The sequence below is a fragment of the Escherichia sp. HH091_1A genome (assembly GCF_030295175.1).
GTDB lineage: Bacteria > Pseudomonadota > Gammaproteobacteria > Enterobacterales > Enterobacteriaceae > Escherichia > Escherichia coli_F.
Window position 1 is genome coordinate 2,929,335 of sequence record NZ_AP025747.1, and the last position, 17,933, is coordinate 2,947,267.

The window sequence follows — 17,933 nt, forward strand, 5'->3', positions numbered from 1 at the left end:
GTGCAAGGGAATATCTGCGCTATGTCCGCAATCACTGAATCCAAACCAACCAGAAGATGGGCAATGCCCGATACGCTGGTGATTATCTTTTTTGTTGCTATTTTAACCAGCCTTGCCACCTGGGTAGTTCCGGTGGGGATGTTTGACAGTCAGGAAGTGCAGTATCAGGTTGATGGTCAAACAAAAACACGCAAAGTCGTAGATCCGCACTCATTTCGCATTCTGACTAACGAGGCGGGCGAACCTGAGTATCACCGCGTGCAACTGTTCTCGACGGGCGATGAACGCCCGGGCCTGATGAATTTCCCGTTTGAAGGATTAACCTCAGGATCGAAATACGGGACAGCCGTTGGCATCATCATGTTTATGCTGGTGATTGGCGGCGCGTTTGGCATCGTGATGCGTACAGGAACCATTGATAACGGCATCCTGGCACTTATTCGGCATACACGCGGGAATGAAATTCTCTTTATCCCTGCCTTGTTTATTCTCTTTTCACTTGGCGGCGCGGTATTTGGTATGGGGGAAGAGGCCGTCGCCTTTGCCATTATCATCGCACCGCTAATGGTCCGGCTGGGCTATGACAGTATTACCACCGTCCTGGTGACTTATATCGCCACGCAAATCGGTTTTGCCAGTTCGTGGATGAACCCGTTTTGTGTGGTTGTTGCTCAGGGGATCGCTGGTGTTCCGGTGCTTTCTGGCTCCGGTTTGCGCATCGTGGTATGGGTAATCTCTACTCTGATTGGTCTGGTCTTCACTATGGTGTACGCCTCGCGGGTGAAAAAGAATCCGCTGTTGTCACGCGTTCATGAGTCCGATCGTTTCTTCCGCGAAAAACAGGCGGATGTAGAACAGCGTCCATTTACCTTTGGTGACTGGCTGGTATTGATTGTTTTAACCGCCGTCATGATCTGGGTAATTTGGGGCGTTATCGTCAATGCCTGGTTTATTCCAGAAATAGCCAGCCAGTTCTTCACGATGGGGCTAGTTATTGGCATCATCGGCGTTGTTTTCCGCCTAAACGGTATGACGGTTAATACCATGGCTTCATCCTTCACCGAAGGGGCGCGAATGATGATCGCCCCTGCCCTACTGGTGGGTTTCGCCAAAGGGATTTTGTTGCTGGTCGGTAACGGTGAAGCGGGTGATGCCAGTGTGTTAAATACCATTCTAAACAGCATTGCCAATGCCATTAGCGGTCTGGATAACGCAGTTGCAGCCTGGTTTATGTTGCTCTTCCAGGCGGTATTTAATTTCTTCGTGACATCCGGTTCTGGTCAGGCGGCGTTAACCATGCCGTTACTGGCACCGCTTGGCGATCTGGTCGGTGTTAACCGTCAGGTTACCGTGCTGGCGTTCCAGTTTGGTGATGGCTTCAGTCACATCATTTACCCAACCTCAGCTTCGTTAATGGCGACGCTCGGTGTTTGTCGGGTGGACTTCCGTAACTGGCTGAAGGTGGGCGCGACCCTGCTTGGACTGCTGTTTATTATGTCCAGCGTCGTGGTTATCGGTGCTCAGTTGATGGGCTACCACTAAAAATGTTAAGAGCCGCAATTGCGGCTCTTTTTTCATTCTGCCGTTTCAGTCTCCACGGCTTCATTTTTGGCATTGCGCTTCATCCACAACGCCAGCGCTTTCAGCGAGTCTGGAGTGAACTCATCGCAGCGTGCGGTGATTTCTTCCGGCGTCAGCCAGCAAACTTCACTGACTTCATCTTCCTGTAGGGCGAAGGGACCGTGCGAGACACAACTGAACAACGCGCCCCAGACACGGCAATTTTTATCTTCGAAATAGAACTGCCCGTGCTCGGCAAAGGGGACACCGGCAATGCCCAACTCTTCTTCCGCTTCGCGACGCGCGGACTCCAGCAGTTGCTCATCGGCCTGGACCACACCGCCTGCGGTCGCATCTAACATGCCGGGTAAAAAGTCTTTTGTCTCGGTACGACGCTGGACCAGAATTTTGCCCATGCCATCATGCACGACGATGTAAGTTGCACGATGACGCAGACACTGTGCCCGCATTTGTTCCCGGCTGGCTTGTGCAATGACTTCATTCTCTTCATTGACAATATCCACCCATTCAGTACTTGCCAAACGACGCTGTTCCATTATCAGGAAACCTTCTTTTTCTGGCGCTCTTACGGCGCATTTTGAGTTGTGGGTAAATTACGGATTAATCGCGACCTGCGCAATGATACTTTGATCATTGAGTGCGATTACACTCAGTACGTCATTATCCAGCATGCCATAACTCGCCGGATTACCGCCTTTCGGAATACTCACCGAGCCGGGGTTGAAGTGGAATATCTCCCCCCGCTGTTCTGCCACTGGCAAATGGGTATGACCGTACACCAGCACATCATCCTGGTTTAAAGCGGGCAGATTTTCCGGACCAAATAGATGACCATGTGTCAAAAACAGACGTTGTTTTTCCAGTAATACCTGTTGCCACGGCGCGGTTATCGGGAAATGCAAAAGCATTTGATCCACTTCGCTGTCGCAGTTGCCGCGCACAGCGATAACCTTATGTGCCACGTCATTAAGCCGTTCAGCGACTTTGGCTGGCGCGTAACCCTCCGGTAAAGCATTACGCGGGCCGTGATTCAACACGTCGCCAAGGATCACCAGCCACTGGGCACCGCTTTGGGCAAACAACTCCAGAACACGTTCCGTCGCCGGTAACGACCCATGAATGTCCGATGCAAACATCAGTTTCATCACTCACTCCTCGTCGAAAAAACGTAAGCTATGATACTGGATTCTGTCGTTGCTATCAGCCAGATTGCTTCGCCGAAAGTGCAATAAAACGCTGGACAGAGGCTCGCTGCCACTGGAATGTCGCATAATCCACCAGGCGTTCTGGCACCTCATCGCCATGTAGTACCAGGCGGTTAATCATTAGTGCCAGATCCGTATCGGCAATGCACCATTCACCAAATAAATTCGGCTGACCCAGTGCTAACAAATGTTCTGCCATCGCGAACAGCTTCTCTATACTGGCTTTTCCCTGCGCCGTCAGTGGCGCTTTTTTCGCCCCCGCAAAGACAACGTCCGTAGGGCGCTCTTCGCGGATGGGCATCAGATCGCTGCGTAGCCAGGCCTGAATCTGTCGTGCACGCGCACGATTTTCTAAATCAAGCGGATAAATGCGTTCCCAGGTCGGTGGCGCAAATCGATCTTCCAGATACTCCGCAATGGCAGAAGATTCACTCAACTCAAAATCATCGATTTGTAATAACGGCACACGGCGTGTCTGACCGTAACCTTGCCACGTCGGCTGCAAATGTTCACCGCTGTCGAGGTCGATGGTCTTGATATGAAACGACAGGCCTTTTTCCTGCAACGCCACCCAGGCGGATAACACATAAGGGGAGAAAAAATGGGCATCTGACCAAAGCGTGATAGCGGGTTTACTCATTATGTCCTCGGCAATAAAGGGGGCTTGCTATCAAACTATAGAGCCTTTTTGTCACTGTCACGTGACGAATACTCACGCAAGTCGTCGCGCTTTCTATACTTGTGGTGTTCAGATGATTAGACAACCGGAGCTGCAATGATCGATCTCTATTTCGCCCCGACGCCAAATGGTCACAAAATTACGTTGTTTCTCGAAGAGGCAGGACTGGATTATCGCTTGATTAAGGTAGACCTGGGGAAAGGTGGCCAGTTTCGCCCGGAATTTTTGCGCATTTCGCCTAACAACAAAATTCCGGCAATTGTTGATCATTCCCCAGCCGATGGCGGCGAACCGTTAAGCCTCTTTGAGTCCGGGGCCATATTGTTGTATCTGGCGGAGAAAACGGGACTCTTTTTAAGTCATGAAATGCATGAACGCGCCACCACATTACAGTGGCTATTCTGGCAGGTAGGCGGGCTGGGGCCGATGCTTGGGCAAAATCATCATTTTAATCACGCTGCACCACAAACCATTCCTTACGCTATTGAACGTTATCAAGTTGAAACTCAGCGTCTGTATCACGTGCTGAACAAGCGGCTGGAAAACTCGCCCTGGCTGGGCGGAGAAAATTACAGCATTGCGGATATTGCCTGCTGGCCGTGGGTTAATGCCTGGACTCGCCAGCGCATTGACCTCGCAATGTATCCTGCAGTTAAGAACTGGCATGAGCGGATCCGTTCGCGCCCTGCCACCGGGCAGGCACTGCTAAAAGCACAACTCAGTGATGAGCGTTCGGATAGTTAACAGAAACAGGTTCTCGTGTATTATTTAATCCTAAGTAAAACAACGGAGAACCTGCAATGGCACAACCTGCCGCTATTATTCGTATAAAGAACCTTCGTTTACGTACGTTTATCGGAATTAAGGAAGAAGAAATTAACAACCGTCAGGATATAGTTATCAACGTGACGATCCACTACCCCGCCGATAAAGCGCGCACCAGCGAAGATATCAACGATGCGCTGAATTATCGCACCGTAACGAAAAACATTATTCAGCACGTAGAGAATAACCGTTTCTCTTTGCTGGAGAAATTAACTCAGGATGTGCTCGATATCGCACGTGAACATCACTGGGTAACGTATGCTGAAGTAGAGATCGATAAACTGCACGCGCTGCGCTACGCTGATTCGGTATCCATGACCTTAAGCTGGCAGCGTTAACCGCCATATCGGGAGGCTGCATGAACATAGTGATCACCGGAGGGACGGGATTAATTGGTCGCCATTTGATTCCACGTTTGCTGGAGCTGGGCCATCAAATCACGGTAGTGACACGTAACCCGCAGAAAGCCAGTTCCGTTCTCGGCCCCCGGGTGACACTATGGCAAGGGCTTGCAGATCAAAGCAACCTCAATGGCGTTGATGCGGTAATCAACCTGGCTGGAGAACCGATTGCCGATAAACGCTGGACTCACGAGCAAAAAGATCGTCTCTGCCAAAGCCGCTGGAATATCACGCAAAAACTGGTCGATCTAATTAATGCCAGCGACACGCCGCCGTCGGTACTCATTTCCGGTTCGGCAACGGGCTATTATGGCGACTTAGGTGAAGTGGTGGTTACTGAAGAGGAACCGCCGCATAACGAATTTACCCATAAACTCTGCGCTCGTTGGGAAGAGATTGCCTGTCGGGCGCAAAGCGACAAAACACGTGTGTGCCTGCTGCGTACCGGCGTGGTGCTGGCACCGGACGGCGGGATCCTCGGTAAAATGCTGCCGCCGTTTCGTCTTGGCCTGGGCGGGCCGATTGGCTCCGGTCGGCAGTATCTGGCCTGGATTCATATCGATGATATGGTCAACGGTATTCTCTGGCTGCTGGATAACGAGCTGCGCGGGCCATTTAATATGGTTTCGCCCTACCCGGTACGCAATGAACAATTTGCCCATGCGCTCGGTCATGCACTGCATCGTCCGGCCATTTTGCGCGTCCCTGCGACCGCCATTCGGCTGTTAATGGGCGAATCTTCAGTACTGGTATTAGGTGGACAACGGGCTTTGCCCAAAAGGCTGGAAGAAGCGGGTTTTGCGTTTCGCTGGTACGATTTAGAAGAGGCGCTGGCGGATGTTGTTCACTGATGTGGTGTACTGCAAACATCCGCCAGTTAATTCCCGGTGTTACAGGATTAGTGGCTTTGCGCGATAAGATCGTCTGCCGAAAGTCGGGTCACCATCAGAACTAATTCTCTGTCTAAACCTCTCTCCAGCATCTCCTGAGCAATACGCAGAGCTTCTTCGTGTTTGCCCTGCATTGCGCCTTCTTCACGTAATCTGTCAGCAATGGTCATCAGTTTCTCCTTTTCTTGTGGTGCGCGTTCTGTTATCTCACCAATAAATGCACGGAAACGCTGGGCATCTCCCGTTTGTAATACGTAATTAAACAGGGCTTTTAGCTGTCTGTCATTAGTGTTCCCTGTAACTAGCAGCGAAACAATTTGGTCGACTAATCCCAACAGATCGCGCTGACGAATATGTTTCTGAATTAACTCCAACAGCGCCATTTTGCGATGTTGCATTATCTCGTCATCCGGCACCACGGTAATATCCACCAGCGGAAAAGCCGATGAATATATTGTGCGGGCTATCGCAGGCTCGGCAAATTCATCAAGCCAGCAGAGTGAATAAGGATAAGGGCTTCTGCAACCATGATAAAACAGCATTGGGATCACCAATGGAAGCTCTTTATAGCCTGCATCCAGATGGTTTTGCATCGCCGCGATGGAATAGCGCATCATGCGAAAAGCCATTAATTCCTCCGGCTTACTTTGGTGCTCTATCACCACATAAATATAACCCGCTCCCTCCTGCGTTTTCACAGACCACAAGAGGTCGGAATAATATTGCCGCAGGTCTTCATCAATAAAACTGTTTGGTTCCAGTTTGAGCGTCGTTAAATCACACAGTTTGCGCAGCGGCGCGGGAAGATGAATATCAATAAAATCCCGCGCGGTGTCTGGATGGCGTAAAAAAGATTTAAATACCGCATCATGCGGCGTGGAAGTTGTCGATATTGTCATGGCGTTCCGTCACCCCTCAAATTTAAGATGACGCGACAATAACCACGATTTACACCCAATGCAGCAGGCAGTTTTTATCTTTGGACAGCGAATTCAGAAGTATTTTTAGCGGACTGCAACTTTTACATTTCAGCGGAAGCGGACTCGCAAATTCCCCATGAAATACTCCGGCAGCGTTAGCCACCGGAGAGGGAATTATTTCAGCGAACCTTTAAGGAACTGTTGCAGACGAGGACTTTGCGGGTTACCGAATAACTGTTCTGGCGCGCCCTCTTCCTCTATTTTCCCCTGATGGAGAAAAATGACGTGAGTAGAAACATGGCGAGCAAAGCCCATTTCGTGAGTCACCACCACCATGGTTTTTCCCTCTTCTGCCAGTTGCTGCATAATACGCAGCACTTCGCCTACCAGTTCAGGATCGAGCGCCGAGGTAGGTTCATCAAACAGTAAAACTTCCGGTTCCATCGCCAGCGCCCGCGCGATGGAAACACGCTGTTGCTGACCACCGGACAGATGCACCGGGTATTTCCCCTGCGCACGTTCGTCTATCCCGACTTTCGCCAGATACTTCACCGCCCGCTCGCGCGCTTCCTGCTTGCTCAGGCCTAACACCTGAATCGGCGCTTCCATGACGTTTTCCAGCACCGTCATATGGCTCCAGAGATTGAAGTGCTGGAATACCATCGTCAGGCGTGTGCGCAGTAAGCGCAGCTGATTTTTATCGGCGACTTTGAGTTGACCGTCTTTATCGCGCACCAGATTGATCGTCTGACCGTTAACGACGATCGATCCTTCGCTCGGTTTTTCGAGGAAGTTAATGCAGCGCAGAAAGGTACTTTTCCCCGATCCCGACGATCCGATGATACTTATGACATCACCGGCATTCGCTTGCAGTGAGACCCCTTTCAGCACTTCGTGTTCGCCGTAGCGTTTGTGCAAATCGATAACGTTTAATTTATTCTCGGACATCGTATTCTCAGTGCGTTGAAGAAGGTTTCACATGCTGCAACCAGCGTTTTTCCGCTTTGCGGAACAGACTGATCAGGACATAAGAGATGATTAAATAGAGCACCGCGGCGATACCGAAAGCGGTAAAAGGTTGATACGTGGCGGCGTTAATATCACGGGCTATTTTCAGCAGATCCGGCACCGTGGCCGTAAACGCCAGCGCAGTAGAGTGCAGCATCAGGATTACTTCATTGCTGTAGGCCGGTAACGCAATACGCAGCGCTGAAGGCAAAATAATGCAGCGATACATTTTAAAGGTCGAAAAGCCATAGGCTCTGGCGGCTTCAATTTCTCCGTGCGGTACCGAACGGATTGCTCCGGCAAAAATCTCGGTGGTGTAAGCACAGGTGTTAAGCGTCAGCGCCAGCACAGTACAATTCAGGCCACTGCGGAAAAAGGCGTTAAGGAACTCGGTACCCTTAACAATCTCCAGCGTGTACATGCCGGAATAGAACACCAGCAATTGAACATACAGCGGTGTACCGCGAAAAATATAAGTAAATAACCAGATTGGAAACTGGATGTATTTATTGCTGGAGACGCGACCAATCGCCAGAAACAGCGCCAGAACTCCACCTATCACAACCGACAAAATCAGCAACCAAAGGGTAATCGCCACACCGGTAAAGCGATAACCGTCGGTCCACAACAGCGGTTTCCAGTATTCATGTAAGATTTCGATCACAGGTCAGCCCTCTTCACACCCACGGAGTAGCGGCGCTCAAGGAACAGCAGCACACCATTGGAAACGGTGGTGAAAACCAGGTAAATCACGCCACAGACGATGGCGAAATAGAACGGTTCCCATGTACTTTTGCCTGCCAGTTGCGTGGCTTTGACCACATCTTCCAGGCCGAGTAACGAAACCAGAGCGGTAGATTTGAGGATCACCTGCCAGTTGTTGCCGATGCCTGGCAGAGCGTAACGCATCATCGCCGGAAACATAATCCGCCGAAACACTTGCCCACGAGTAAAACCGAACGCCGTCGCCGCCTCTATATGCCCTTTCGGCACTGCCATAAACGCGCCACGGAACGTTTCGGTGAAGTAAGCACCGTAGATAAAACCGAGAGTGATAATACCTGCGACCATCGGATCAATATCAATCTGCCCGACGCCCATCGCCTCCGTCACCGTGTTTAGTGCAATCTGCAAACCGTAGAAAATCAGCAGCATCAACACTAAATCCGGCACGCCACGAATCAGCGTGGTATACCCTTCAAAAATGAGCCCCGAAAACCGATTTTGCGAGAGCTTACCGCCAGCGCCAATTAAACCAATGATTACAGCGAGCACTACAGAGCTGATAGCCAGCTCCAGCGTGACGAGCGCACCCTGTAAAATAACACCTGAAAACCCATACAACATGCTGCCTGTCCTGTCGTGTGTGGTGAATTACCGCCTCTTGTCTCCCTCCGGTTACCCGAAGGGAGCGGGCTTTCTTTCACCGATGGCGATTAACCACCATAAACATCAAAATCGAAGTACTTTTTCGCTAATTTCTCGTAAGTACCGTCAGCGCGCATTTCGGCAAAGGCTTTGTTCAGTGCCTCGCGCAATTCGTTATCTTCTTTACGCAGACCCATGCCGGTCCCTACGCCAAACAGTTTTTCATCTTTAACAGACGGGCCACCGAATTTGTAATCTTTACCAACGGGTTGTTTGAGGAAACCTTCGCTGGCGGCGACCTCATCCTGGAATGCGGCATCAATACGTCCGGCAGTCAGGTCAGAATAAATGTTGTCCTGCCCCTGATAAGAGACGATTTCAATGCCTTTTGGTGCCCAGTGTTCGTTACCGAACGTCTCCTGGGTGGTGCCCTGCAATACGCCTACGCGCTTGCCTTTCAGCGACTCGACTGTCGGCTGAATGTCGGAATTTTTCGCCACTACCAGACGAGAGTCGGCAGCGTACAGTTTGTCGGTGAAGGCAATTTCCTGCTGACGTTTTTCCGTAATGGAAAGCGATGACATGATGGCGTCAATCTTCTTCGCTTTTAAGGACGGGATTAACGCATCCAGCGGGTTTTCGACAAACGTACATTGCGTATTGATGCGTTTGCACAACTCCTTCGCCAGATCGATATCGAAGCCAACCAGTTCACCTTGTGAATTTTTTGATTCAAATGGCGCATAGGTCGGATCGGTACCGATGCGAATGTTTTGCGGAATCGCAGCAAACGCCGCCGTTGCGCTGGAGAAGGCCAGGACCAGAGAGAGCGATAGCACCAGTTTTTTCATAATGTCCTCAACTGACAGTCTTTTTATAGGGAATATTTACAGGTTTGTTACACTTATCGTGCCATAAAATTGACCATCAAGGCAAAACATCCCGCCCCGTTAGACGTATTATTTTTCATTAAAAATGCTTAAGTATGCATTTCAATGCACCACGATAGTGCAACAAACCTGGCGTGCACCATGATCATTCCATCAGGTACAGTTTCCCTGCGACGTATCAGTCACCGTAGACATTAAAGTCGAAATACTTTTTCGCCATCTTGTCGTAGGTGCCGTCCTGACGCAGCTCGCCAAGCGCCTTATTAAACGCAGCCGTCAGTTCAGCATCATCTTTACGTAGCCCGACACCGGTGCCGTCACCGAAGTATTTTTTGTCTTTCACTGAAGGGCCTGCAAAAGCGAAATCTTTACCGGCAGGTTGCTTGAGGAAACCTTCGCTGGCAGCAACCTCATCTTGCAGAGCGGCATCCAGGCGTCCTGCAGCCAGATCGGAATAGACCAAATCCTGGTTAGCATAGGCCACCACATCGACACCCTTACTGCGCCAGTTATCATTGGCATACGCTTCCTGGGTTGATCCCTGCAGCACACCAACATGTTTACCTTTCAGTGAATCCAGCGTTGGCTGAATCGGTGAACCTTTGGCAGCAATCAGACGAGAGTCTGCGGCGTACAGTTTGTCGGAGAAGGCAATCTCCTGCTGACGTTTATCGGTAATGGAGAGCGACGAAATAATGGCGTCGATCTTTTTCGCTTTCAGTGAGGGGATCAGCGCGTCAAAGTCACTGGCAACCCAGGTACATTTCACCTGCATCCGTTTGCACATCTCGTTACCGAGATCGATATCAAAGCCAACAAAGTCACCTTTGGCATCTTTCGATGAGAACGGTGCATAGGTGGTATCCGTTCCGATACGTACCGTCTCCGGCAGCGCCGCGTAGCTGGAAGCTGCTGCGGAAATCCCGACTAACAAAGACAGAGCGAGAATCGACTTCTTCATACATAACCCTCAAGTGAAATGGCTTTTTTATGTTGTGTATTGTGTTGTGTGTTTGCAGGCTCGTTCATGCAGGTCTTATGCCATCTTGACGACAACAGTAACATCCAACGTTAAATATGTTAATAAGACGTTGCATTATTGTCCTGAAGTTGAAGATAGCAGGTATGGCGGTTGAATCGCAGCGTTTCGATTGAATGGCAGGAACAAAATGTTGAGGATTTGATCGCGGTTGCAAAATTGCCCTGAAACAGGGCAACAGTGGAGTTATGCGCCCTGCCAGCGGGCAAAGAGATCTTCGGGTAGATTTATCGCAAACTGGTCAAGAACACGGTTAACCGTCTGATTTATCACATCATCAAGGGATTGTGGGCGATGATAAAATGCCGGAACGGGAGGCATAATTACCGCACCGATTTCTGCCGCCTGAGTCATTAAACGCAGGTGGCCTAAGTGCAACGGTGTTTCACGCACGCAGAGCACCAGCGGGCGACGCTCTTTCAGCACCACATCTGCCGCACGGGTCAGTAAACCATCCGTATAGCTATGGACAATGCCGGACAGGGTTTTGATTGAACAGGGTAAAATCACCATCCCCAACGTCTGGAAAGAACCAGAAGAGATGCTGGCGGCAATATCGCGCGCATCGTGCGTGACATCGGCTAATGCCTGCACATCACGCAGGGAGAAATCCGTTTCAAGGGATAAGGTCTGGCGCGCCGCCTGGCTCATTACCAGATGCGTTTCAACATCTGCGACATCGCGCAGAACCTGTAATAATCGTACGCCATAAATCGCGCCGCTGGCACCGCTGATGCCCACAATGAGTCGTTTCATAAATAGTTGCCCTGTCAGACTTGCAGGCAGACTTTGCAGGATTTCGGCGGGAGTTGCAAGTCAGGGTGCCAGACCGGCACCCTGAGCGAAGGCATCATCCTTCGTTATGCATTTCGAGATTTTCCACTTCGTTCTGACGTTGCACGGCTTTAGCGTCGTCATTACGTAAAGTATCAAGGAAATCGAGGTAGCCCTGATCAACATCTTTGGTGACGTAAACGCCGTTGAACACCGAGCATTCAAACTGCTGGATATCCGGGTTTTCAGCGCGAACGGCTTCGATCAAATCGTTGAGGTCCTGGAAAATCAACCCGTCAGCACCGATGATCTGGCGAATTTCATCTACTTCGCGACCGTGAGCGATCAGTTCCGTGGCGCTTGGCATATCAATCCCGTAAACGTTCGGGAAGCGAATTTCCGGTGCCGCAGAAGCGAGGTAAACTTTCTTCGCTCCGGCTTCGCGTGCCATCTCGATAATCTGCTCAGAAGTGGTGCCACGGACGATGGAGTCGTCGACCAGCAGGACGTTTTTATCGCGGAACTCGGCGCGGTTGGCGTTCAGTTTACGGCGCACGGACTTACGACGCAGCTGCTGGCCAGGCATGATGAAGGTGCGGCCAACATAGCGGTTTTTAACGAAGCCCTGGCGGTACGGTTTGCCCAGAATACGAGCAATTTCCAGCGCGATATCACAAGAGGTTTCCGGAATTGGGATCACCACGTCGATATCCAGATCTTCCCATTCGCGAGCAATTTTCTCGCCCAGCTTGGTGCCCATATTCACACGCGCGCTGTAAACAGAAATTTTGTCGATGAACGAGTCTGGTCGGGCAAAGTAAACATACTCGAACAGGCACGGATTGCTGACCGGGTTGTCAGCGCACTGGCGGGTAAACAGCTGCCCTTCTTCAGTGATGTAAATCGCCTCGCCTGGGGCGACATCACGCAGGAACTCAAAGCCCAGGGTATCGAGCGCAACGCTTTCGGAAGCGACCATATATTCTGTGCGATTGTCGTCGATATCACGTTTCCCCAGTACCAGCGGACGAATACCGTTAGGATCGCGGAAAGCCACCATACCGTGGCCGATAATCATCGCCACACAGGCATACGCACCGCGGATTAAGCGGTTTGTAGCGGCGATGGCGGCGAAGATGTTGTCGGCTTCCAGCGGGTAGTGGCGGAAGTTGTCCAGCTCGCTGGCGAAGATATTAAGCAGAATTTCCGAGTCGGAAGTGGTGTTGATGTGGCGGCGTTTTTCTTCAAACAGTTTTTTACGCAACTCATGAGCGTTGGTCAGATTGCCGTTGTGGGCAAGCGTGATGCCATACGGGGAGTTAACGTAAAACGGCTGCGCTTCAGAGGCGCTGGAGCTACCAGCCGTGGGGTAACGCACATGACCAATGCCCATATTGCCCTGCAAACGCTGCATATGGCGAGCTTCGAAGACATCGCTCACCAGCCCGTTCGCTTTACGCAAACGGAAGCAATTATTGGCATCAATGGTGATGATGCCGGCGGCATCCTGACCGCGATGCTGAAGCACCGTTAAGGCATCATAAATCGACTGGTTAACCGGCATAACACCGGCGATACCGACAATACCGCACATACGTCTTTTTCCTCGTTAAGCCACATCTCAGAGCACTTACGCTCTGGGCAAGAAACTTGACGAGCTTTGCAGATAATCAAAAAACCATCTGATGATAAAACTGAACTGCGGGATCAGCTGTGATTTGCTCCAGTCTTCGCTTTTCGACACCCCGGTAAAGGAGTCGAGAAAGAAGAGAATGGCAGCAACAATCAACACACCGCGCAACGCACCGAAACAGACGCCCAGCACCCGGTCGGTGCCTGACAACCCCGTTTTCTCCACCAACTGGCCTATCACGAAGTTCACGATAGCACCAACGATCAGGGTAGCGATAAACAGTACCGCGATGGCAATCCCATTTCGAACCAGTTCGTCTTCAAAGCCCGTAAACCAGACTGACAGGTAAGTGTAGTAATGACTGGCAACAAAGAAAGCACAACCCCATGTCACCAGCGATAACGCTTCACGAACAAAGCCGCGGATCAGGCTAACCAGAGAGGAAAAAGCAATCACCGCGATTATGGCGTAATCAATCCAGACCATATGTGTCCCACGATTTTACGCCCTGTCATCCTGTTCGGGGCGCATTCTAACAGAAAAAGAAAACGTTTGCGTAGGGATTTCCTTACCACGCTTCAATAAAAATGGCGCTGAAAAAATATTCAACGCCATCGACTTTTTATGCCTTTGCAGCATCGGGCAATGCGTGTCGGATGCGGCGTGAACGCCTTATCCGACCTACGGTTCTACTCCTGCACAGGCCTGATAAGACGCGCCAGCGTCGCATCAGGCAACGACTGTCGGATGCGGCGTGAACGCCTTATCCGACCTACGGTTCTACTCCTGCACAGGCCTGATAAGACGCGCCAGCGTCGCATCAGGCAACGGCTGTCGGATGCGGCGTGAACGCCTTATTCGACCTACGGTTCTACCCCTGCGCAGGCCTGATAAGACGCGCCAGCGTCGCATCAGGCAAAACCGTATTAATTCGGTGTATAGCCCATCACCACGCCACTTAAGCCAGAAAGCTGCTTGAGTTCACCCAGCGAACCTTTCAGCTTATCTTTCGAGGCATCTGGCCCAACCAGAATACGGGTAATTTTACCCTGCACCGGCGTGGATGGCGACGTATAAACCCGATAACCGGCACCGCGCAGCTTACCGACAATCTCATTCACTTTATCGGCATTTTTCAGCGCGCCCAGCTGGACGACATACGCTTTACCCGTCGGGGCGGCTTTTTCTTCCACGACCGGCTTCGGTTCTGGCTTCGGCGCAGGTGCTGCTTCAACCTTCGGTTTAGGCGGTTCCACCGGTTTCGGCTTCGGTGGGGCGACCGGTGCAGGTTCCGGTTCAAACTCGGTGTTATTGGCTGCAATAGTGGCCGGATCGAGCGACGGCGCGGCAGCATCACCTGCCCGCACCTCTTCCGCTGCGCCTTCTGGCGGCTGTGTCGGCAACGCCTGGGTGGCGGCTGGCATCATATCAGGCTCATCGCGATCGCCCGCTTTCGGCACCAGAGGGATTGCCGCGAACTCATCCTGATAATGCTTTTTCTGCCCGTCCAGCAACCCTGGAAGTACAATCACCCCCAGCGCCACCAGCACGATCGTACCCACTAACCGATTCTGAAACTTACTTGCCACCGATTCTCCTCGCGTCAATCACTTCCATGACATGTGCGACCGTGTGGAACGAACCACACACCAGCACGGTATCTTCCGCTTTAGCGTCCGCCATTGCGGCATCCCATGCCTGCGCCACGCTATCAAATGATTTGCCGTTACCCAAATGCTCAAGCAGTTGTTCTGCCGTGGCACCGCGCGGCCCTTCCAGTGGCGCACAATACCAGTCATCAACCACGCTTTTCAACCAGGCCAGAGTTCCGGCAATATCTTTATCATGTAGCATACCGATAACCGCCAGAACGCGCCCGTTTTTCGGTAACGCTTTCATACGCCCGGTGAGATATTCCGCCGCATGTGGATTATGCGCGACATCAAAAATAACGCGTGGCGACTCGCTCACAATCTGGAAACGTCCCGGCAAAATTGCGCTGGCAATCCCGTCACGAATGGCATTTTCACTGACCTCCAGCCCGCTGGCACGCAGTGCCGCCAGTGCCGTTGCGGCATTCGGTTGCGGGACAAGCGGCAACGGCAGATTTTCCAGCGTGCCGTGAGCATCGCTGAACGTCCAGTCATTGTCACTGACGGAATAGTTCCACTCAACGCCCCGACGTTGTAGCAGTGCGCCTTTTTCCTGCGCCACATCAGCAATGGTAGAAGGCATTTCAGGCTCTCCGACAATTGCCGGTTTTTCATTGCGGAAAATCCCTGCTTTCTCACGACCAATGCTTTCGCGATCTGGCCCCAACCAGTCGGTATGATCCAGCGCAATGCTGGTCACCACCGCAACATCAGCATCGACAATATTGGTTGCATCCAGACGTCCGCCCAGCCCTACTTCCAGAATCACCACGTCAAGTTGTGCCTGTTTGAACAGCCACAACGCCGACAGCGTACCGTACTCGAAATAGGTCAGGGAAATATCACCGCGTGCCGATTCAATCTCCGCAAAAGAGGCTGTGTGGGCCGATTCCGGCAATTCCTGGCCCTGCACACGAACGCGCTCGGTATAACGCACCAGATGTGGCGAACTGTAGACGCCCACTTTGTACCCTGCCGCCATCAGAATCGACTCCAGCGTACGGCAGGTGGTGCCTTTGCCATTCGTACCCGCAACGGTAAATACAAATGGCGCTGGTTTCAGAACGCCAAGACGTGCCGCGACCTGGCTTACGCGCTCAAGGCCAAGATCGATAGTTTTACTGTGCAGGTTTTCCAGATAAGAAAGCCACGAAGCCAGAGGCGACGCGGCTTGAGGAGTGCGTTTGATAATCATGGTATCCGCTGATTCGTTACGGTGAGAATAGCAAAAGGGCAGAGCCAGTGGCCCTGCCCTTATCAGTTATCAGGCCTCAGGTTCCTGATCCGGTACCGGTGGCACCACTACGCCTTCACGCGGCGCTTCAGGATTCGGCGCTGGCAGATTCATCAACTTCGCCAGAATGCTCGCCAGTTTCAGGCGCATTTCCGGACGACGGACGATCATGTCGATGGCGCCTTTCTCGATCAGGAATTCACTGCGCTGGAATCCTGGCGGCAGTTTTTCGCGAACGGTCTGTTCGATAACACGCGGACCGGCAAAGCCGATTAACGCTTTCGGTTCAGCAATATTGAGATCGCCCAGCATGGCGAAACTTGCAGAAACACCGCCCATGGTCGGGTCGGTCAGCACGGAGATGTACGGCAAGCCGCGCTCCTGCATTTTTGCCAGTGCCGCAGAGGTTTTCGCCATCTGCATCAGCGACATCAGTGCTTCCTGCATACGTGCGCCACCAGACGCGGAGAAGCAGATCAGCGGGCAGTTATCTTCCAGCGCCTGCTCAACGGCACGTACGAAACGTGCACCTACCACAGACCCCATGGAACCGCCCATAAAGGCGAACTCGAATGCCGCAGCGACAACCGGCATTCCATACAGGGTGCCTTTCATCACCACCAGCGCATCTTTTTCGCCGGTTTCTTTCTGCGCAGATGCCAGACGGTCTTTATACTTCTTGGAGTCACGAAACTTCAGCACATCTTTCGGCTCAAGCTCGCTACCCAGCTCCACAAGGCTTCCTTCATCTAACAGGCTATGCAGGCGATTACGCGCTGTCATACGCATGTGATGGTCACACTTCGGACAGACCTCAAGATTACGTTCCAGCTCAGCGCGGTATAAAACCTGACCGCAGCTATCACACTTAGTCCACACCCCTTCAGGAATGCTCGCCTTGCGGGTGGGAGTAATGTTGCTTTTAATTCGTTCAATCCAGCTCATTAGGGACCTTTCTGTCTGAACCTGGTTCGATGCCAGTTTTATCTTTGGGGACGCATAATGCCATTTTTGTCCCCAACAGACCATGAATGTTGCACATTAAAACATAACAGCCCGAAACTTTGGATAAAAAAGTGGTCGAACCGCGGAGTTACTTTTTATTTTGCGGCGCGTGCCGCAGCGCGTTTGTGACGGATAATTTCGATGACGCCCGGCAAAATGGAAACCACAATAATCCCGACGATCAGCAGCTTAAGGTTATCCTGAACCATCGGAATTGTACCGAAGAAATAGCCTGCGTAGGTAAAAAGCAGTACCCACAACAGTGCGCCGATCACGTTATAGGCAGCGAAATGACGGTACGACATGTGGCCCATCCCTGCGACAAAGGGGGCAAACGTTCTGACGATTGGCACAAAACGGGCGAGAATAATGGTTTTGCCGCCGTGTTTTTCATAAAACTGATGAGTTTTGTCGAGATAGCTACGACGAAAAATTTTCGAGTTCGGATTACTGAATAATTTCTCACCGAACAACCGTCCTATGGTGTAGTTGACCGCATCACCAACAATCGCGGCAATTAACATCAGTACCACCATCATATGAACATTGAGATCGTTGGTTTCAAGCGAGGCCAGTGCCCCTGCAACAAACAGCAGCGAATCTCCCGGTAAGAACGGCGTTACCACCAGACCGGTTTCACAGAACAAAATCAAAAACAGGATGGCATAAACCCAGACGCCATACTCTGCGACCAGTTCTGCCAGATGCACGTCAATGTGCAGGATAAAATCGATGAGGAAATAAATCAGCTCCATATTAGCCTATGCCTTGTACTCGTCATCTTTCAGGCTGTAACTACGTTGGCTACAGCCTGAAATGTTCCGAGCAT

At 51.5% G+C, this 17,933-nt stretch carries 20 protein-coding genes; 4 read left to right on the forward strand and 16 right to left on the reverse strand.

Going from position 1 to position 17,933, the window contains the following annotated elements:
* Nucleotides 1-21 precede the first annotated feature (21 nt).
* Nucleotides 22-1,542: a putative basic amino acid antiporter YfcC gene (yfcC, locus tag QUF14_RS14775; protein WP_001274485.1), complete on the forward strand. Its 1,521-nt coding sequence runs from the start codon at nt 22-24 to the stop codon at nt 1,540-1,542.
* Nucleotides 1,543-1,574: 32 nt separating this feature from the next.
* Here yfcC and yfcD read toward each other — a convergent pair whose 3' ends face one another.
* Genes yfcD through yfcF form a run of 3 tightly spaced genes read right to left on the reverse strand, consistent with a single transcriptional unit; the run spans nt 1,575 to nt 3,426 of the window.
* The gene (yfcD, locus tag QUF14_RS14780; RefSeq protein WP_000437935.1) at nt 1,575-2,117 is read right to left on the reverse strand and encodes an NUDIX hydrolase YfcD; all 543 of its coding nucleotides are present in this window, start codon (nt 2,115-2,117) and stop codon (nt 1,575-1,577) included.
* A 57-nt stretch (nt 2,118-2,174) separates the two neighbouring features.
* Nucleotides 2,175-2,726 carry a phosphodiesterase gene (yfcE, locus tag QUF14_RS14785; RefSeq protein ID WP_024211955.1) on the reverse strand — a complete coding sequence of 184 codons (552 nt, stop codon included), beginning with the start codon at nt 2,724-2,726 and terminating at the stop codon, nt 2,175-2,177.
* A 55-nt stretch (nt 2,727-2,781) separates the two neighbouring features.
* On the reverse strand, nt 2,782-3,426 hold the full coding sequence (gene yfcF / locus QUF14_RS14790; protein ID WP_000042445.1) for a glutathione transferase: 645 nt from the start codon (nt 3,424-3,426) through the stop codon (nt 2,782-2,784).
* A 135-nt stretch (nt 3,427-3,561) separates the two neighbouring features.
* Between yfcF and yfcG the strand changes: the two genes are divergently transcribed.
* Genes yfcG through QUF14_RS14805 form a run of 3 tightly spaced genes read left to right on the forward strand, consistent with a single transcriptional unit; the run spans nt 3,562 to nt 5,542 of the window.
* Nucleotides 3,562-4,209, forward strand: coding sequence for a GSH-dependent disulfide bond oxidoreductase (yfcG, locus tag QUF14_RS14795; protein WP_000566495.1), 648 nt, complete (start codon nt 3,562-3,564; stop codon nt 4,207-4,209).
* Nucleotides 4,210-4,265: 56 nt separating this feature from the next.
* Nucleotides 4,266-4,628 (forward strand): dihydroneopterin triphosphate 2'-epimerase, encoded by a 363-nt coding sequence (folX, locus tag QUF14_RS14800; protein ID WP_000068457.1) that lies wholly within the window; start codon nt 4,266-4,268, stop codon nt 4,626-4,628.
* A gap of 20 nt (nt 4,629-4,648) precedes the next feature.
* The gene (locus QUF14_RS14805) at nt 4,649-5,542 is read left to right on the forward strand and encodes a TIGR01777 family oxidoreductase (protein WP_001028329.1); all 894 of its coding nucleotides are present in this window, start codon (nt 4,649-4,651) and stop codon (nt 5,540-5,542) included.
* Nucleotides 5,543-5,589: 47 nt separating this feature from the next.
* Here the strand turns inward: QUF14_RS14805 and rpnB are convergent, their stop codons facing one another.
* The 13 genes from rpnB to QUF14_RS14870 form a co-directional block, all read right to left on the reverse strand.
* Nucleotides 5,590-6,480, reverse strand: coding sequence for a recombination-promoting nuclease RpnB (gene rpnB / locus QUF14_RS14810; RefSeq protein ID WP_000156134.1), 891 nt, complete (start codon nt 6,478-6,480; stop codon nt 5,590-5,592).
* 195 nt (nt 6,481-6,675) lie between these two features.
* Nucleotides 6,676-7,449 carry a histidine ABC transporter ATP-binding protein HisP gene (gene hisP, locus QUF14_RS14815; protein WP_001293612.1) on the reverse strand — a complete coding sequence of 258 codons (774 nt, stop codon included), beginning with the start codon at nt 7,447-7,449 and terminating at the stop codon, nt 6,676-6,678.
* A 7-nt stretch (nt 7,450-7,456) separates the two neighbouring features.
* Nucleotides 7,457-8,173, reverse strand: a complete 717-nt coding sequence (locus QUF14_RS14820; protein ID WP_000569957.1) for an ABC transporter permease — start codon at nt 8,171-8,173, stop codon at nt 7,457-7,459.
* A complete protein-coding gene (gene hisQ / locus QUF14_RS14825) occupies nt 8,170-8,856 on the reverse strand; it encodes a histidine ABC transporter permease HisQ (RefSeq protein ID WP_000965505.1) in 687 nt (228 codons plus the stop codon). Before hisQ ends, QUF14_RS14820 begins: the two co-directional genes overlap by 4 nt.
* An 89-nt stretch (nt 8,857-8,945) precedes the next feature.
* Complete coding sequence (gene hisJ / locus QUF14_RS14830) at nt 8,946-9,728, reverse strand: histidine ABC transporter substrate-binding protein HisJ (RefSeq protein WP_000737621.1); 783 nt, start codon at nt 9,726-9,728, stop codon at nt 8,946-8,948.
* 217 nt (nt 9,729-9,945) lie between these two features.
* Nucleotides 9,946-10,728 carry a lysine/arginine/ornithine ABC transporter substrate-binding protein ArgT gene (gene argT / locus QUF14_RS14835; protein ID WP_000748235.1) on the reverse strand — a complete coding sequence of 261 codons (783 nt, stop codon included), beginning with the start codon at nt 10,726-10,728 and terminating at the stop codon, nt 9,946-9,948.
* Between the two features lie 264 nt (nt 10,729-10,992).
* Nucleotides 10,993-11,562, reverse strand: a complete 570-nt coding sequence (ubiX, locus tag QUF14_RS14840; RefSeq protein WP_000825690.1) for a flavin prenyltransferase UbiX — start codon at nt 11,560-11,562, stop codon at nt 10,993-10,995.
* Nucleotides 11,563-11,656: 94 nt separating this feature from the next.
* Nucleotides 11,657-13,174 (reverse strand): amidophosphoribosyltransferase, encoded by a 1,518-nt coding sequence (gene purF / locus QUF14_RS14845; RefSeq protein ID WP_000334213.1) that lies wholly within the window; start codon nt 13,172-13,174, stop codon nt 11,657-11,659.
* 36 nt (nt 13,175-13,210) lie between these two features.
* Nucleotides 13,211-13,699 carry a colicin V production protein gene (cvpA, locus tag QUF14_RS14850; protein ID WP_000262113.1) on the reverse strand — a complete coding sequence of 163 codons (489 nt, stop codon included), beginning with the start codon at nt 13,697-13,699 and terminating at the stop codon, nt 13,211-13,213.
* A 440-nt stretch (nt 13,700-14,139) separates the two neighbouring features.
* Complete coding sequence (dedD, locus tag QUF14_RS14855) at nt 14,140-14,802, reverse strand: cell division protein DedD (RefSeq protein WP_000146990.1); 663 nt, start codon at nt 14,800-14,802, stop codon at nt 14,140-14,142.
* Nucleotides 14,792-16,060: a bifunctional tetrahydrofolate synthase/dihydrofolate synthase gene (gene folC / locus QUF14_RS14860; RefSeq protein WP_000584568.1), complete on the reverse strand. Its 1,269-nt coding sequence runs from the start codon at nt 16,058-16,060 to the stop codon at nt 14,792-14,794. Before folC ends, dedD begins: the two co-directional genes overlap by 11 nt.
* A 69-nt stretch (nt 16,061-16,129) precedes the next feature.
* Nucleotides 16,130-17,044 (reverse strand): acetyl-CoA carboxylase, carboxyltransferase subunit beta, encoded by a 915-nt coding sequence (gene accD, locus QUF14_RS14865; protein ID WP_000118404.1) that lies wholly within the window; start codon nt 17,042-17,044, stop codon nt 16,130-16,132.
* 155 nt (nt 17,045-17,199) lie between these two features.
* The gene (locus QUF14_RS14870) at nt 17,200-17,859 is read right to left on the reverse strand and encodes a DedA family protein (protein ID WP_100733806.1); all 660 of its coding nucleotides are present in this window, start codon (nt 17,857-17,859) and stop codon (nt 17,200-17,202) included.
* Nucleotides 17,860-17,933 lie beyond the last annotated feature (74 nt).

Coding starts and splice junctions, on each gene's coding strand:
- yfcC (WP_001274485.1), top strand. CDS start 22: ATGTCCGCAATCACTGAATCCAAACCAACCAGAAGATGGGCAATGCCC.
- yfcD (WP_000437935.1), bottom strand. CDS start 2,117: ATGGAACAGCGTCGTTTGGCAAGTACTGAATGGGTGGATATTGTCAAT.
- yfcE (WP_024211955.1), bottom strand. CDS start 2,726: ATGAAACTGATGTTTGCATCGGACATTCATGGGTCGTTACCGGCGACG.
- yfcF (WP_000042445.1), bottom strand. CDS start 3,426: ATGAGTAAACCCGCTATCACGCTTTGGTCAGATGCCCATTTTTTCTCC.
- yfcG (WP_000566495.1), top strand. CDS start 3,562: ATGATCGATCTCTATTTCGCCCCGACGCCAAATGGTCACAAAATTACG.
- folX (WP_000068457.1), top strand. CDS start 4,266: ATGGCACAACCTGCCGCTATTATTCGTATAAAGAACCTTCGTTTACGT.
- QUF14_RS14805 (WP_001028329.1), top strand. CDS start 4,649: ATGAACATAGTGATCACCGGAGGGACGGGATTAATTGGTCGCCATTTG.
- rpnB (WP_000156134.1), bottom strand. CDS start 6,480: ATGACAATATCGACAACTTCCACGCCGCATGATGCGGTATTTAAATCT.
- hisP (WP_001293612.1), bottom strand. CDS start 7,449: ATGTCCGAGAATAAATTAAACGTTATCGATTTGCACAAACGCTACGGC.
- hisQ (WP_000965505.1), bottom strand. CDS start 8,856: ATGTTGTATGGGTTTTCAGGTGTTATTTTACAGGGTGCGCTCGTCACG.
- hisJ (WP_000737621.1), bottom strand. CDS start 9,728: ATGAAAAAACTGGTGCTATCGCTCTCTCTGGTCCTGGCCTTCTCCAGC.
- argT (WP_000748235.1), bottom strand. CDS start 10,728: ATGAAGAAGTCGATTCTCGCTCTGTCTTTGTTAGTCGGGATTTCCGCA.
- ubiX (WP_000825690.1), bottom strand. CDS start 11,562: ATGAAACGACTCATTGTGGGCATCAGCGGTGCCAGCGGCGCGATTTAT.
- purF (WP_000334213.1), bottom strand. CDS start 13,174: ATGTGCGGTATTGTCGGTATCGCCGGTGTTATGCCGGTTAACCAGTCG.
- cvpA (WP_000262113.1), bottom strand. CDS start 13,699: ATGGTCTGGATTGATTACGCCATAATCGCGGTGATTGCTTTTTCCTCT.
- folC (WP_000584568.1), bottom strand. CDS start 16,060: ATGATTATCAAACGCACTCCTCAAGCCGCGTCGCCTCTGGCTTCGTGG.
- accD (WP_000118404.1), bottom strand. CDS start 17,044: ATGAGCTGGATTGAACGAATTAAAAGCAACATTACTCCCACCCGCAAG.
- QUF14_RS14870 (WP_100733806.1), bottom strand. CDS start 17,859: ATGGAGCTGATTTATTTCCTCATCGATTTTATCCTGCACATTGACGTG.